This window comes from Flavitalea antarctica, assembly GCF_054461535.1.
On sequence record NZ_JBTLQG010000009.1, the window covers coordinates 79,466 to 95,351 of the forward strand.

Below are 15,886 nucleotides of genomic sequence, written 5' to 3' on the forward strand. Positions count from 1 at the left end.
ATGAAGGCCCGATTTTCTATTCCGAAACCGCCATGCATTGTAGTAGCGATGCTGTGTCTTATCAACTCTCCGGTGTTTTCACAGGATGCCCTGGCGTATAACCGCGTTGGGACAGATCTTTACCAGCGAAGTCCTGTCACTGTAAACAATCTTTCCCTCGGTGACTTGCTTGAAAATATTGAGAAAAGGCATGATGTAAGTTTTGTCTGCCGTTCCGAGGTGTTGGATATTAAAGTGAATGCAGGTAAAGAGGATTTCTCGGGTACCCGTTTCGCTTACCGTCTTGAAAAATTGCTGAAGTCTTATAATCTCCATCTTAAGCAAATCTCTGACAAGCAGTTTGCAATTTCCTTCCGGGATGAACCGAAACAAACGTCCCAGGCAAAAACGGTGTCCGAATCGCCGTTGGCTGAAACTGCCAGGTCAGTAAAATCAACCGGGGTTGATCTCGGCCTGTTGTCCATGAGCCGCCGTGAGCGCAGGCTTGAAGCGATTCGTCAACAGCAGATCTCCGGCATTGTTACCTCGAGGAACAGCCTGCCGCTTTCCGGGGTATCCGTGACTGTGAAAGGCACCGAAGTCGGGACCACTACAGATAACGATGGCAAATTCAGCCTGAATGTCCCGGACATGAAAGGCATACTTGTATTCAGTTATGTTGACTATAAAACCCGTGAGGAACCCATCAACGAGCGCATAAGCATCGACGTTGTAATGGAGGAAGCCAACAAAGCGCTGGAAGAAGTGGTTATCGTGGGTTATGGAACACAGAAAAAAGCCAACCTTACCGGGGCGGTTGCCACCCTTGACGGTTCAGTCCTGGAATCGAGGCCCGTTACTTCCGTATCGAGTGCCATCCAGGGTTTGATCCCGGGCCTGACGAGTATTGCTGCCAGTCCGCGTCCCGGTGGAACCGGCGCAAACATGCGTATTCGCGGGATCTCAACACTTGGAAATTCAGAACTGTTGCTGGTGATTGATGGAGTGCCAATGGCCGGACCGGGAGACCTGAATCACATCAATCCGGGCGATATCGAAACAATCACTGTCCTGAAGGATGCTGCTTCCGCTTCCATATATGGAGCCAGGGCTGCCAATGGTGTTATGCTGGTAACCACCAAGAAAGGTAAATCAGACAGCAAACCATCGGTGGCTTATAACTATTACTATGGTATCCAGAAGCCAACCGCTAAAGCGGAGTTCCTGAGTTCCGCAGATTATATCCGCCTGCTCAATGAGTCGCAGCGAAATGTTGGCAAAACACCGACCTATACCGATGAGCAACTACAGAAGGCTATTGACGGTTCGGATCCCAATTACTTTGCCAACACCAACTGGGTGGAAGAAATGTATAAGAGTTCGGGCTCGTTACAGAATCATAACATTAGTGTAAACGGAGGTAGTGGAAAGTCGGGTTACTTTTTGTCATATGGTTATTTGAAGGACAACGGCTTCATCACGGGTGACGCATTCAAGGCACACCGGCATAATGTGCGTTTGCGTATGAATACTGAAATTATCGACCGTGTAACCATTGATGGTAACGTCAGTTATATAGACCGTTTCGATTCTGAACCTGCACAGGGAACGGCAAGGGACGGGGGAGTAATATATAGTGCGCACCAGATATCACCACTTGTGCCGGTGCGTTTCACCTCCGGTGGATGGGGTTACGGCGGCGGATCACAGAACCCGATCGCCATCGCCAGCCTTGGAGGGCAGAATCGTTTCCAGTCACAACAGTTCAGTGGAAATGTGAATGCAACCATCCGGATCGTGGAAGGCCTGTCGGTTAAGGCCCAGTACGGAATGATCATTGACAATTCGCTTAGAAACGAACAGAACAATACCATACGTTACTATTACCCCGAGAACAACCTCCTCTGGTATACAAGCAACCCGGTGAACAACGTTGCATTAAATGATTATAAAACACGGAATCAAAACCTGTTCTTCCAGGGTGATTATGCAAAAAAGTTTGGCAAACATGATGTCAAGGTGCTGCTCGGTTACTCCCAGGAATGGCTGAGGGGTGATTTTTTTGGCGGTAACAGGCAGGGCATCATATCTGAAGATCTGCCGACCTTAAATATCGGCGCCGGCATCCAGACGAACAGTTCAAGCGCGTATCACCGGGCGATCAGATCTACTTTCGGACGTTTCAATTATGCGTTCGCCAGCAAATACCTGCTGGAAGTAAATTACCGCCTTGATGCTACCTCAAGGTTTGCGGAACAAAATCGCTGGAAAGGTTTTCCATCGTTTTCTGCGGGCTGGTTGCTTTCCGAAGAAAAATTCATGGATTGGTCACGCAACACATTATCAAGTGCAAAAATCCGTGGGTCCTATGGCAAGCTGGGTAACGAAAATCTTGGTTCCAACTACTACCCATACCTCTCTCTTATGTCAAGTGTTGGTACCATGCCGATAGGAGGTGTGTTAACCAGCGCATATGCCCAAACGGTAGCCGCTAACCCTGATCTTTTCTGGGAAACCCACGAGATGTCCAATATCGGTGTTGACCTCACTTTCCTCAAAAATAAGCTGGAGATCAACGCTGACTATTTTATAAAAAATACCAGGGATATTCTTGCTACTATTCCACTTCCTGATGTACTCGGTGTTAGTGAGCCACAACAGAACCTCATCTCCGTAAAAAATAAAGGCTGGGAGCTTGCAGTAAACTGGAAAGACAATGTTGGTAAAGTAGATTACTCTTTGCGGTTCAATATTTCTGACGTGAAAAACGAAATCACCAACCTGGCCGGCGTTGCACCGGTAATTGGCGACCAGGTCAGAATGGTCGGTCAGCCGATAGATGCTTTCTATGGACTGGTGGCGGATCGTATATCACAGGTAGAGGATTATACGTTTGATCCGGCTACGAATAAATACACACCAAAGTTCCCGGTACTCGTAGCTGATAGAAACTTTCTCGGACCCGGAGATATCATCTACAAGGATCTCAGCGGACCAGACGGTAAACCGGATGGGGTGATCACGCTGGATAATGACCGCCAGGTTATTGGTAATCCATACCCGCGCTACACTTACGGTTTCCGTGGTACTGCTAATTATAAAGGGTTTGACTTTGCATTTTTTCTGCAAGGTGTACTGAAGTCGAATGGCTATATTCTCGGACCTGCACGTCATGCATTTATCAATGAATCAACAAACCCGCAGAAAGTTCATCTTGACCGGTGGACCAAAGAAAATCCCGGGGGTTCTTATCCAAGGTTGACGTACCAGCAGTCACATAACCAGCGTTTCTCATCATACTGGCTTGAAGATGGTGCTTATCTCCGTCTCAAAAATATTCAGCTCGGCTATACACTTCCAACCTCGCTTACAACCAAATTAAGGATACAACGTTTGCGTTTCTATGCATCAGCAGACAACCTGTTCACGGTTACGAACTTCTTCTATGCTTATGATCCGGAAACACCACTAACTAACGGTGGGCTTTACCCGCAGTTGAAAATCTTCACATTCGGACTCAATGTAAATTTCAGATAACATTCAATGTAAAGACCATTAAATAAACTGATAAACATGAAACGCATAATATATATTCTCGCTGCCGGATCTCTTTTTTTCAGCGCCTGTAAAAAAGATTTCCTCGACCGTTATCCGCTCGATGCAATTTCGGATGAGAATTATTGGGAAACTTCCGAACAGTTGAAACTCGCTGCAAACGGAACCTATGCTTATCTTAAAGCAAAAACCAATGTTGATTTTGAGAACCTTGGAGACAATACTACCTGGCCCACAACTACCGATTTCCAACGTATCTCAACGGGTAACTATGGATCCGACCTGGGCAGCGTGAACGCAGAATGGACCAACGCATATGATGGTATCCGCCGCTGCAATCACTTCCTCGAAAACTACAACAGGGGCGTTGAAGTGCCTGCAGCCGAAAAAGAACGTTATGCAGGAGAAGTAAGATTCGTCCGCGCGTATCTGTATTACCTGCTCACTTCGTTTTATGGTGACGTTCCGTTGTTAACTAAAACATTAACCCCCCAGGATGAAGAACTTTACGGAAAACGCAAGCCTCGTAGTGAGGTGGTGGACTTCATGTTAGCTGAACTTGACTCTTGTGCTGCCAGGCTTCCTGCCAGTTATGGTGCAGCTGATTACGGCCGTATCACAAAAGGAGCGGCACTTGCATTCAAAGCCAGGGTAGCGTTGCAACATAACAAATTCGATGTAGCTGAAGCTGCCGCCAAAGCTGTAATGGATATGAACATCTACAGCCTGTATAGTAACGGCAACAAAGCCACCAGCTACTACGAACTCTTTACTTATAAAGGAGAACAAAGTAAAAACGGGACTAATAAAGAAACGATTCTTGCCAGGGTGCATGTACCCGAAGTGTCTATGCACAACCTGAGCCGGGAGATACAGGTGCCGGACCAGGAGATTCGCTGGAACCCTACCAAATCGCTCGTTGACGCTTATCTCTGTAAAGATGGACTGCCGATTAACAAATCGCCATTGTATAGTGAGCTAACCTATGCAGACATCTTCAAAAACAGGGATCCCCGTATGATTCAAACTGTACTTTCACCCGGCAGTGCCTGGAAAGGCCTGGATGATGGTGATGCGGATAATACGCCTAATGATATTTATAACTGGCCAAAGTTCACCAGCGATAAAAAAGGTGCGGTAACCGTTACAGGTTACTACTTTACCAAGTACTGTGAACTGTCAACAGTAGGAGTGGTAAGCAAAGATGAAAATGATATTATCCTCATCCGATTTGCAGAGGTGCTGCTGACCTGGGCCGAGGCCAGGTTTGAGCAGGGAAAACTTACACAGACTGATATCAATAACTCCATTAATAAGATTCGTGAGCGGGTAGGGATGGTTCCGATGGTGATTGCAGATATAACTGCAAACGGTATGAACCTGAGAGACGAGATCCGTCGCGAAAGAAGGATCGAACTTGCATTGGAAGGACAGCGATGGTTCGACCTGATGCGTTGGAAACAAGGTTCACTGCTTGCGGCTGATGTAAAAGGTATGAAAAAATCACTCGCCCGGGTTCCATCCGAAATTGCCGGCCGCCCGGCTGATGCAAACGGTTTCCTGATCTTTAACACAAACAGGACCTTTGTAGAACCAAAACACTATCTGTGGCCGGTGCCGCTTGTCCAGTATCAGCGTAACGAAAACCTTCTTCCCCAAAACCCTGGCTGGTAAATACATTAGCTACACTATAATCTGTAACGAATGAAATTTGTATCGGGACTTGTGCTGTTAATGATTGCCGGCATCTTTGCATGCAGTCCGAAAATCAATAATGAGAATCCCGGTCCTGGTGGCATTGCCACATCTTTACCGGCAACATTAAATGTGCTTAGTTATAATATTCACCACTGTAATCCGCCAACAGCAGGAACACTTATCGATGTTGATACCATCGCCGGAGTTATCAGGAAGCTGAATCCCGATCTTGTCGCCTTGCAGGAGGTGGATGTAAGAACCAAAAGAAGCGGGGGAATTGACCAGGCAAAACTACTCGGTGAAAAAACCGGGATGAAAGCTTATTTTTTTAAGGCTATCGATCACGACGGAGGAGAATATGGAGTCGGTGTACTAAGCAAACTTCCTGTGAGTGACTTCAGGCAGTACAAACTGCCCACCGTTGAAACCTCAAAAGGTGAGCCCAGGATTCTTGCAACCGTCACCATTAAAGGAAAAGATGGCAGGGATCTGTTGTTTGCCTGCACTCACCTGGATGCTCAGTCGAATCCGCAAAACCGTTTGCTTCAGATACGGGAAATCAATAATATCCTGAAGGATAGCAAAATGCCTGTGATTATTGCCGGCGACCTTAATGCTGCTACGGGCACTGAGGTGATCAATATTTTCGATGAAGTGTTTACCCGGACCTGTGCAACCTGCGCCTTCACCATCCCGGTACTTAATCCAAACAAAACAATCGATTTTATAGGTTACACCCCAGCTTCAAAGTTCGAAGTAGAAAAACATGAGGTGGTCAATGAGACGTATGCTTCGGATCACTTACCGGTTAGCGTAAGGTTGAGGCTGAAGTTTTGATCGTTTCTAAAAACAAAACAAGGCCGGGTTTGCCGGCCAGTATATGTTGATTGAAGAAGGTAAAAAGCAGGAAAGATGCGTCGTGCGCCAGGTTGCTCAATTCTTATTGGAACGGATCCGGGTGGTGGTCATATCGGCCACCATAGAAGGAGTTTCAACAGTCTGACCATTTAACTTGATCTTCAGATCGCCACGAAAAGCCTTATCATACCTCATCTGGTATTCATCTTTGCTTATCTTTTTACTCGGATTGTAAACTTCCTTTTCGAAATCGCTTTTCTGGGAAGTGACATTGCGACTGTACTGCTTCATTTCCAGGCATTTTTGTGCGCTGAAGAAGGGCACACAAAGTGCTTCAACCGTTGCAACATTCTTTTCAAGTGAGATTTTATAATAATAGGTTGAGAAAAGGTAGCGTGTTTTGCGATACAGAACAGTCATACAAATCGTTTTATGATTTTGTGTATGCAAATCCCGGACCACCTCAATTAGTGAAAACCCAGTGGGATCTGGTGGCATTTTAACCCAATGCGCGATTTATGAAGTTGAGAAAGGGTTGTATGGTTTCAAAGGCGGTAATTATCTTTTTTGTTAAATCCGGAGATGTCATTTCGACGTCGGTCAGATTTTTCATTGCCAGCCAACTTTTTAGTTTGAGATAAGGTGCGGCCGGGTTATCTGCATCAAAACCCTGTGGCACTTTTTTCAGGCTGGCGTCCTCGCCTTTATAAAGCCCTCCAAAAATCGTTTTGAATTTTTTCGACTCAACTATCGATTTAAACTCGTCCAGGCAATAGTCAATCTCCTGCCTGACTTTTTTTGTTTCTTCAGGCATAGGCATCCAAAGTCCGCCACCTACAAAACTTTTTCCACCTGGTTCCAGGTGAACGTAGTAGCCTGCGTAGATGGATTTTTTTCCACCACGGTCAAGGCTACCCCCCATATTCGTTTTGTAAGGTGTCTTGTCTTTTGAAAAACGTATATCCCTGTTGATCCTGAAAGTGCATTTCTTGGCAATAAGGTCCCGGATTGTTTCATCCGTCCTGCCATGTTTGTCTATCAGTTCCTGTATGAGCGTTTCAAAGTCGGATTTAGCAGCATCATATTTCGCTCTGTTGTTATCGAACCAGGTCTTGTTATTATTTTTACTAAGGTCCCGGAGAAATTTTACCGTGGAAGGTTGAAGCATTTGTTATTATTTTACCCTGGCCCAGTTCTCACCACTTTTAATGCGGTACATAGTCATTTCACTAACGCCATACTTTTCAGCAAGTTTCTTAATGGTGATTTTTCTTTTTTTGTCAATCAGTGTTTTCTTGATGCTTTCAACTTGTTTGGCATTTAATTTCAAACCAACTGATCGGTTAGCCTGCACCTTTTTGTAAGCAAGTTTTGCGGGACTGCTTTGCTGGTGCTCAATCATTTCTTCCAACGAAGCCCAGGCAAGGTTCTTAACGGAATTGTCAAGTTTGTTGTGATTGGTATGAATCACAAACTTGTTCTTTGTTGAAGACTTTCCAAGAAACAGCCTTGCAATTTCGCGATGAATGTAAAGGGTTCCATTGTTGCCCGGTCGGTGAAGATTTAGTGTCCGGTAACCGGTAGTCAGCGAACCCTGTAAGAGTTTGCCATCTTCGATTACATCTTCAGTAAAACTTGCAATGCGACCATGAGAGGAAAGGGCGTATTTTTTTCGGAGATGTTTCCAGCCGGGAAACTGCAAAGGTTTCCACACTTCGCCGGGGAGTTTTTTTACCATGACCACCTTTTATTTAAAGATACAAATAAATTATAACGTGAACTTAAGTACACCATCAATAATTAATCCATCCGCATATTTTAATTGACCGTAACTGTTGAATGCAAAAGCTAGTGATTTACCATTTCAAGAAATTCTGCTTCACTGATAATTCTAACCGAACTTATCTTTTTGGCCTTTTCAAGTTTTGAACCGGCATCTTCTCCTACGATAAGATAATTCAGCTTGCTGCTAACGCTGCCTAACAACTTACCTCCCTGTGCTTCGACCATTGCTTCGGCATCGGATCTTTTAAGTGTTGGCAACGTGCCGGTAAAAAGAAACGTTTGTCCGCCAAGGTTACCCTTATCCATCGAACTTTTACGGGTACTTTTCAACGTAAGCCCAAGGCTTTCCAGTTCTTTCAACATCGCAATGTTATCATCATTATGAAAAAACTGGTAGATGCTTCCAGCAACCTTAGGTCCGATATCTTCCAGACCCGTAAGCTGTTCTATTTCAAAGTTCGCAAAATCCAGCAGGTGTTTTATAGAATGCGCAAGCACTTTAGCAGTCGTTTCGCCAACATACCTGATTCCCAGGCCAAAGATGAGCCTGTTGAGAGGTTGGGATTTTGAAGACTCAATGGCTGCCTGGAGATTAGTAATGCTCTTTTCACCAAAACCTTCCAGTGATCTGATCTTGTCGAAAGGGATGCGATAAATCCCGGGGATATCCGGGAGGAAACCAAGTTCAAAAAATTTCCGCACATTAGCTTCTCCAAATCCCCTGATATCCATCGCATCTTTACTCGTAAAATGGATAATTCTTTCCACTACCTGCGCCTTGCAGTTAATATTAACGCAGCGCCAGACCGCTTCTTCTGCCGGTTTAACCAGCTCATCGCCACAAACAGGGCAATTTTTTGGGAAGACTATCGGGAGCTCCTTACCTGAGCGTAACTCGCTCAACGATTTTACAATATATGGGATAACATCTCCTGCTCTTTCAACAAGCACCGTATCGCCTATCATCAGATCTTTCTCACGAATTACGTCTTCGTTGAATAGTGAAATTGAGCCAACGGTCACCCCGCCAATGGGCACCGGCTCAATTTTCGCAACCGGCGTTACCGATCCTGTTCTGCCAACCTGGTACTCAACGGCACGTAGCTTACTCGTGGCCTGCCTTGCCTTAAATTTAAAAGCCATAGCCCAGCGGGGGTGATGGGTAGTCATTCCGAGCCGGTCCTGCAGCCCGATGTCATTCACCTTGATAACCATGCCGTCAATTTCATAGGGCAGGTTATCCCGTTCAGCCTCAAATTCATTACAATACTCAATGACTGCATCAATTCCCCTGACAACCCGCATTTCTTTTTGTGGACTGCGGAATCCCAGATTCCATAACATCTCCAGCATACCACTATGCGTTTCCAATGCTGAATGTGCTTTGAAATTAGGATCATGCACATGATAACTTACATTATATAAAAATGCCTGGAGGTTGCGACGGGCCACTTCCCTCGAATCTTTGATGCGTAAGGCACCGGCTGCCGCATTTCGTGGATTGGCAAGCGGAGCGAGATTTTGTTCAGTGAGCTGTTCATTGTATTTTTTAAAACTGTTTTTGTTCATCAACACCTCACCCCTGATCTCTATCATCTCTATACCATAACTTGAAAATGATGCGGAGAGCGGCACAGATTTAACCTGGCGGATGTTTGGGGTGATATCATCGCCCTCCACTCCATTACCCCTAGTTACCCCACGAAGCAACATATCACGTTCATATATAACCGAGATGCTCGCCCCGTCGAATTTCGGCTCCACGCAATATTCAACCTGCGGCAATTTTGATAATTCCCTCACTTTACGATCCCAATCCCTCAGGTCATCCGCATTGTATGAGTTTTCCAGCGATAACATCGGAACAAGGTGCGCCACTTTTGGAAAGTCATCCGTCAGGCCCTTTGCCACACGCTGGGTGGGGGAGTCAGGAGTAATAAGATCGGGGTTTGCGGCCTCTATCACCTGTAATTGCTTGTACAACTGGTCATATTCCCCATCGGCAATCAGGGGATCATTCATTATATAATAACGGTATTCATGAAAACGGAGAACGTCTCTGAGTTTCTGCAGGTCTTTTTTTTCTGTTGATTTTTGCTTCAATAGTGCGGTAGTGGCATCCTGCAGGGACCTGGTCTGGACATTTGAATACATAGAAGTGATTTGCGTTGTTAAAGATAGTCCAGGCCGGCGAAAAAAGATTTTCGCTGAGATCACAAGGAAATGTTAACAGGATTAAGTATCATTGGAACGAAATAAGATCGAGTGCCAAAAATTGGTTTGCGATTGCCACTGCTTGTCATAACTTATTATTAATGTCATCACCGAAGAACATTCAACAATTAATGAATGAACAAACGGAGTTTTTCCGCATAGGTATCTCCGTTGATTGTGTGATCCTTGGATTTGATGATAATGAGTTGAAGGTGCTCCTGATAAAATCCGACCTGGAGGAATACCGGGATCAATGGTCACTCCTGGGTGACCTCGTGAAACCTGATGAAAATCTTGATAGTGCTCCTTACCGGGTTCTCCGGGAAAGGACCGGCCTCGAAGACGTGTTTCTTGAACAGGTTTACAGTTTTGGAGACGTGACCCGACATCCTGCAGGGCGGGTAATCACCACGGCTTATTATTCACTGGTAAACATCCGGGATCATGATCTTAAACTTGAACATAACCAGCTGCACTGGCACCCGGTGAATGATATTACTACGCTCGCATTCGATCATAAAAAAATTCTTGACACCTGTATCCGCAAACTACAAAGCCGGATAGAAGATCATCCAATTGTATTCAATATGCTTCCACAAAAGTTCTCTCTCCGGGAGCTCCAGTCTTTATATGAATCCATCCTTGGGCAGAAGCTTGACCGCCGCAACTTCCGCAAAAAGTTCTTCCACATGGACTGGCTGCTCGATGCAAATGAACTCGAACAGGATGTACCCCACCGCCCGGGCAAACTATATATATTTAATGAAGCGCGGTTCGCCCAGAAAAATCTCCATGGATAAATAATCGGGGGAACACCAGTTTTTAAGATTTTCTGACTGATCGAACAACTTTGAGGCGATGAATGTTAAGAAAATCTGAAGATGACTGTTAAAGAAATTGGAAGAAATATTGCAGGAAATAAAAAACTTCATACTGAAGTTTAAACATCATGCAGCAATGTGCAATGTTATCGTGTCCATATCTGGATTGAATTTCATTACACTTGTGGGTCAGATTCAATGGATTAAGTGTTGAAATGACCTTTAACATTTTTTTGGATGTTCATGTAATTGTTCTATCATTGTGTAATAATCACACATTGTGATTGTTCAAGCCATATTAATAAACCAATAATCTCGCTGTATGCAAATCAAACGATTGCTTATGAAGGTAGCCTTACCTTTGTTACTGCTATTTGTTACCCAGACCTTGCTGGCCCAAAACAAGGAAATAACGGGAAAAGTTACCGATGCTAAAGATGCATCGCCCGTCTCAGGAGCTTCCGTCCAGGTAAAAGGAACCAATCAAGGAGCCTCCACAAAAGCAGATGGTACATTTACCATCTCTGTTCCTGCAAATGCGACTACACTTACCGTTTCATCGGTCGGTTTCAAAGAAATTGATGTAGATATTACCAACAAAACTTCGGTAGACATAGCACTTGAAGCATCAGGTGCGGATCTGAGTGAAGTTGTGGTTGTTGGTTATGGTACTGTAAGAAAACGAGATCTTACGGGTGCGGTTGTTTCCGTTCGCGAGAAAGATTTTAATAAAGGAACGTTTTCGGCTCCTGATCAACTGATCCAGGGTAAAGTTGCCGGGGTCCAGGTTCTTAATAATAGTGGAGCGCCAGGTGGCGGTACTACTGTTAAGGTGAGAGGAAACTCCGCCATTACTGGTTCGGGTCAGCCGCTTTACGTAGTTGACGGAGTGCCTTTAGATGGGCGTTCTTCAAGACCAGGGCTTGATGTAGGTGGATTGGGTGTTTCGCCCGCGGGAAATCCTCTGAACTTTATTAACCCTGCTGATATCGCCTCAATGGAAGTTCTGAAGGATGCATCAGCAACTGCCATTTATGGTTCACGTGCAGCTTATGGCGTTGTATTGATCACTACAAAAAGAGGTGCAAGTGGTCAACCAAAACTCGACGTGGGTGCTTCATATGGACAGAGTACACTGATGAGACAAATTGAAATCCTTGACGCATCAGAATACAGACTGGCTTTAGCGAAATTCGGTGCACCTTCAGCCAATGATAAAGGCAGTGATGTTGATGCCATGGATGCGATTCTCCGGACAGCAAATATTCAAACTTATAATGCTGCGGTTAGTGGTGGAAATGAAAATGCAAAATACAGGTTGTCTACCAGCTTACTTGACCAGGAAGGTATCGTTCGCAAGACAGACTTCAAAAAATACACCGTTGGTTTAAACGCCAACTTCAAATTCCTGGAAAAGAAAAATCTTGGTATCGACTTCAACGTTATTTCCAGTCAGTACACAGAGAACGTTGCCCCAATTTCAAACAACGCAGGTTCAACTGGTAGTCTTATCAGCCAGGCACTTCAGTGGAATCCCACTGAATCTCTATACAAGGCCGGAACAGACTCGCTGAACATTGCCGCAGGTGGTGGTATTATAAATCCACTGGCCATGTCAGAATCTTACGCCGATAACTCCAAGGTGACTACAATTCTGGGAAGTATATCTCCTTATTTCAAAATAACAAAAGACCTCGAATACCGGATGTTGTATAGTGTGAACTATAGCACGGGTGTTCGCAGAAGTTCAATTGCCTCTTACCTGAACCTGAACGAAATTATTGGTAAAGGAAGAGCATACATTTCAAACAACGAACTCATCACCCAGCAAGTAACGCATACACTTAATTATAACAAACAACTTACATCAGATTTCAGTATCAATGCCCTTATCGGTTATGAGTATATGAAATATACCAATAAGGGAAGCAGCATGAATGCTTTCGGTCCGGATGCTGGTGGTTTCGGAAACTATGGTCTTGATTACACAAATTATATCCAGTATTCCAATGCTTCTTCGCGCACCGTCAATTCATTTATTGATCCGGTGTCTGAATTGCAATCTTATTTTGCAAGAGCAGTAATGAACCTGAAGGACAAATATTTATTAACTGCAACTTTCAGGGCTGACGGTTCTACCAAATTTGGTTCTAACAATGCATACGGTTACTTCCCATCCGTATCAGCTTCATGGGTAATCAGCAAGGAAGATTTCTTTAAGGTAGATTTCTTCAATGACCTTCGTGTAAGAGCGAGCTGGGGTATCACCGGAAACCAGGAGTTCCCATCAGGATCTTCACAAACACGCTATACTTTCAACGGACCTGCTTCGATCGGTCTTGCCAATAATGGTAACCCTGATTTGAAATGGCAGTCTGATGAGCAATATAACTTCGGAGTTGACTTCGCAATCCTTGACAACCGTATAACTGGTTCACTGGATTATTTTAATAAAAAAACATCTGACCTGTTGTTCCCTACAACACCTATTCAACCATCTGCTCCCGGTACAACTGTTACCTGGAAAAACCTGGAAGGTGAAGTGCTTAACAGGGGATTCGAAGTTGCTGTGAATGCAAACATCATCCGTTCAGAAGACTTCTCATGGGATCTGGGTGTTAATGCCAGTTTCATAGAAAATGAAATTCAAAATCTGGGTGCACCAATCCGGACAGGTGCTTTACATGGCCAGGGTGTATCAGGTTCTTCTGTTGAAACTATCAGGAACGGTTTACCCATCAATGCCTTCTTCACACGCGCATATGGCGGACTCGACAAGACTACCGGCCAGGCAATCTATCCTGACGGGGAAATTTTCAGTTACCAGGGAAATCCAAATCCTAAAACAGTTATGGGCATAAGCACCACATTAGCTTACAAAAAATTAATGTTGGTTGTGAACATGAACGGTGCGTTTGGACAATATATCTATAACAATACTTTAAATAACGTAATAAATGTTTCCAACCTTGTTGGCGGTAAAAACATTGCCCGTTCTATTTATGAAGATCCAACACAGGAAGCATTATCAAACCGTGTAACTCCTTCAGCAAGATTTATTGAGAAAGGAAATTATATGAAGATGGCAAATGCTACTCTTTCTTACGGAGCGGGAGATGTTGCCAAGATCTTTAAGAATGTGAATATATTCCTGACAGGTCAGAACCTGTTTGTTATTACTAATTTCTCTGGATTTGATCCGGAAGTAAATACTGATAAAAGCCTGAACTCTGTGCCTTCATTGGGTATCGAGTACGCTCCTTATCCTCCGGCAAGAACAATCACTCTTGGAGTAAATTTTTCTCTCTAAAAATTTAAAGAACTCGTTATATGAAAAGTATCAGAATATTAGTGTCAACTGCGCTTGTCTTGTCTGCGGTTGGTTGTACAAAACTTGATGAGACCTTACAGGGCAATCTTACTGCCGACCAGGTTGGAACAAGTGGCGGCGGAAACAACGCTGCGCTGCTGCGTGGTATTTATAATTCAATGCGGGTTAGTTACCAGGGACAGGAAAGGGTATTTGCCCTTGGTGAGTTACCAAGTGATGCTGCCATTGTCCCAACACGGGGTGGAGACTGGGATGATAATGGTGCCTGGCGGGTGCTTCACTCTCATGCGTGGGATGCTGAAAATCAGTATATCCGGAATGCTTACAACGATTTATCAGGTACGCTGTTTGCTGCGACCGACTTTTTGCAATATAATCCTTCTCCTCAGCAGGCTGCAGAAGCAAGATTCCTGAGAGCGTTTACCATGTTTGATATTCTTGATGGATGGGACCAGGTAGCTTATCGGGAGCCGGGAGAAAATACTTTACTTCCATCAAAAGTCAGAAAAGGAACGGAAGCGCTTGATTATATTATCGCCGAAATAACCGCTATTTTACCCCAATTAAAAGTCAGCGGCCCAATCGGCGCAAACCAGGATGCTGCCAAAGTGCTTCTGATGAAATGCTATCTGAACCGGGGTGCTATAGCTAACAGGGCAGCACCTACATTCGCTCCAGCTGATATGGCACAGGTTATAACGCTTGCTGACCAGATCATCAACAGCAACAGGTATACCCTGGCTAATAACTATTTTGACAACTTTGCACCAACGAATGGCGCGATAGGCACTGAAAATATATTCACCGCTGAAAACGTAGGTGGTGTCGAATCCGGCGGTCTGAACTCACGCTGGCACATGACCATGCACTATAACCAGAACCCCGGTGGATGGAATGGTTTTACTACCCTCTCTGATTTTTATGACAAATTCACTCCCAACGATCAGCGTCGTGGCGTGGCTTATCCTACTCCTGGTGTTCCAAATCCCGGCAATCGTATCAATGTTGGATTTATGGTCGGGCAACAGTACAACTGGACCACTGATGTGCCTTTAAGAGACAGGACAGGTGCTCCGCTTTCTTTCACAAGAGAAGTAAAAAGCGTTGAAACCGGTACTAACCTTGAGATCACAGGTATTCGTGTGAATAAATATCCCATAGACTATCCAAATGATGGTAGTGGTCGCGTGGACAACGATTATGTCTATTATCGTATTACCGATGTGATGTTGATGAAAGCAGAAGCTCAACTCAGAACAGGAGCAGCTGGTGCAGCATTACCGATAGTAAATACTATTCGTGCAAAAAGAGGTGTTGCACCATTTACCACACTTACGCTTGATAATCTGCTTGATGAAAGAGGACGTGAATTGTATTGGGAAAATTACCGCAGGCAGGATCTTATCCGGTTCGGAAAATTCCTTCAGCCTTACCAGGAAAAACCAACAGATGATCCTAAATACCTGTTGTTTACAATCCCTAATGAGCAGCTGGCTGTAAACCCGAACCTGACTCAGAATCCGGGTTACTAATCGATTAATAAGACTTAATTTTATAACCCTAAAAGATCAGGTTTAACTGATCTTTTAGGGTTTTTTGTTGATTATTGCGTTTGAAGATCCATGTGCGATTTTAATTTATAACC

General features: G+C 44.5%; 10 protein-coding genes. 6 read left to right on the forward strand and 4 right to left on the reverse strand.

What is annotated here, in order from left to right:
- From ACX0G7_RS11115 to ACX0G7_RS11125, 3 genes are read left to right on the forward strand one after another with little or no spacing between them, the layout of a single operon-like run.
- Positions 1-3,516, forward strand: coding sequence for a SusC/RagA family TonB-linked outer membrane protein (locus tag ACX0G7_RS11115; protein WP_458923541.1), 3,516 nt, complete (start codon positions 1-3; stop codon positions 3,514-3,516).
- A 36-nt stretch (positions 3,517-3,552) separates the two neighbouring features.
- Positions 3,553-5,208 (forward strand): RagB/SusD family nutrient uptake outer membrane protein, encoded by a 1,656-nt coding sequence (locus tag ACX0G7_RS11120; protein WP_458923542.1) that lies wholly within the window; start codon positions 3,553-3,555, stop codon positions 5,206-5,208.
- A gap of 30 nt (positions 5,209-5,238) precedes the next feature.
- The gene (locus ACX0G7_RS11125; RefSeq protein ID WP_458923543.1) at positions 5,239-6,069 is read left to right on the forward strand and encodes an endonuclease/exonuclease/phosphatase family protein; all 831 of its coding nucleotides are present in this window, start codon (positions 5,239-5,241) and stop codon (positions 6,067-6,069) included.
- Between the two features lie 96 nt (positions 6,070-6,165).
- On the opposite strand, the gene ACX0G7_RS11130 is transcribed toward ACX0G7_RS11125, so the two are convergent.
- From ACX0G7_RS11130 to ligA, 4 genes are all read right to left on the reverse strand, one after another.
- Positions 6,166-6,510 (reverse strand): hypothetical protein, encoded by a 345-nt coding sequence (locus tag ACX0G7_RS11130; protein ID WP_458923544.1) that lies wholly within the window; start codon positions 6,508-6,510, stop codon positions 6,166-6,168.
- Between the two features lie 79 nt (positions 6,511-6,589).
- A complete protein-coding gene (locus tag ACX0G7_RS11135; RefSeq protein WP_458923545.1) occupies positions 6,590-7,258 on the reverse strand; it encodes a DUF2461 domain-containing protein in 669 nt (222 codons plus the stop codon).
- Between the two features lie 6 nt (positions 7,259-7,264).
- Positions 7,265-7,828, reverse strand: a complete 564-nt coding sequence (locus tag ACX0G7_RS11140; RefSeq protein WP_458923546.1) for an NUMOD4 domain-containing protein — start codon at positions 7,826-7,828, stop codon at positions 7,265-7,267.
- Positions 7,829-7,938: 110 nt separating this feature from the next.
- Positions 7,939-10,029: an NAD-dependent DNA ligase LigA gene (gene ligA, locus ACX0G7_RS11145; protein ID WP_458923547.1), complete on the reverse strand. Its 2,091-nt coding sequence runs from the start codon at positions 10,027-10,029 to the stop codon at positions 7,939-7,941.
- 161 nt (positions 10,030-10,190) lie between these two features.
- Here ligA and ACX0G7_RS11150 point away from each other — a divergent pair, with 161 nt between their 5' ends.
- From ACX0G7_RS11150 to ACX0G7_RS11160, 3 genes are all read left to right on the forward strand, one after another.
- Positions 10,191-10,889, forward strand: coding sequence for an NUDIX hydrolase (locus ACX0G7_RS11150; protein WP_458923548.1), 699 nt, complete (start codon positions 10,191-10,193; stop codon positions 10,887-10,889).
- Positions 10,890-11,253: 364 nt separating this feature from the next.
- Positions 11,254-14,220 carry a SusC/RagA family TonB-linked outer membrane protein gene (locus ACX0G7_RS11155; RefSeq protein WP_458923549.1) on the forward strand — a complete coding sequence of 989 codons (2,967 nt, stop codon included), beginning with the start codon at positions 11,254-11,256 and terminating at the stop codon, positions 14,218-14,220.
- A gap of 20 nt (positions 14,221-14,240) precedes the next feature.
- On the forward strand, positions 14,241-15,773 hold the full coding sequence (locus tag ACX0G7_RS11160) for a RagB/SusD family nutrient uptake outer membrane protein (protein ID WP_458923550.1): 1,533 nt from the start codon (positions 14,241-14,243) through the stop codon (positions 15,771-15,773).
- The last annotated feature ends 113 nt before the right edge of the window (positions 15,774-15,886 follow it).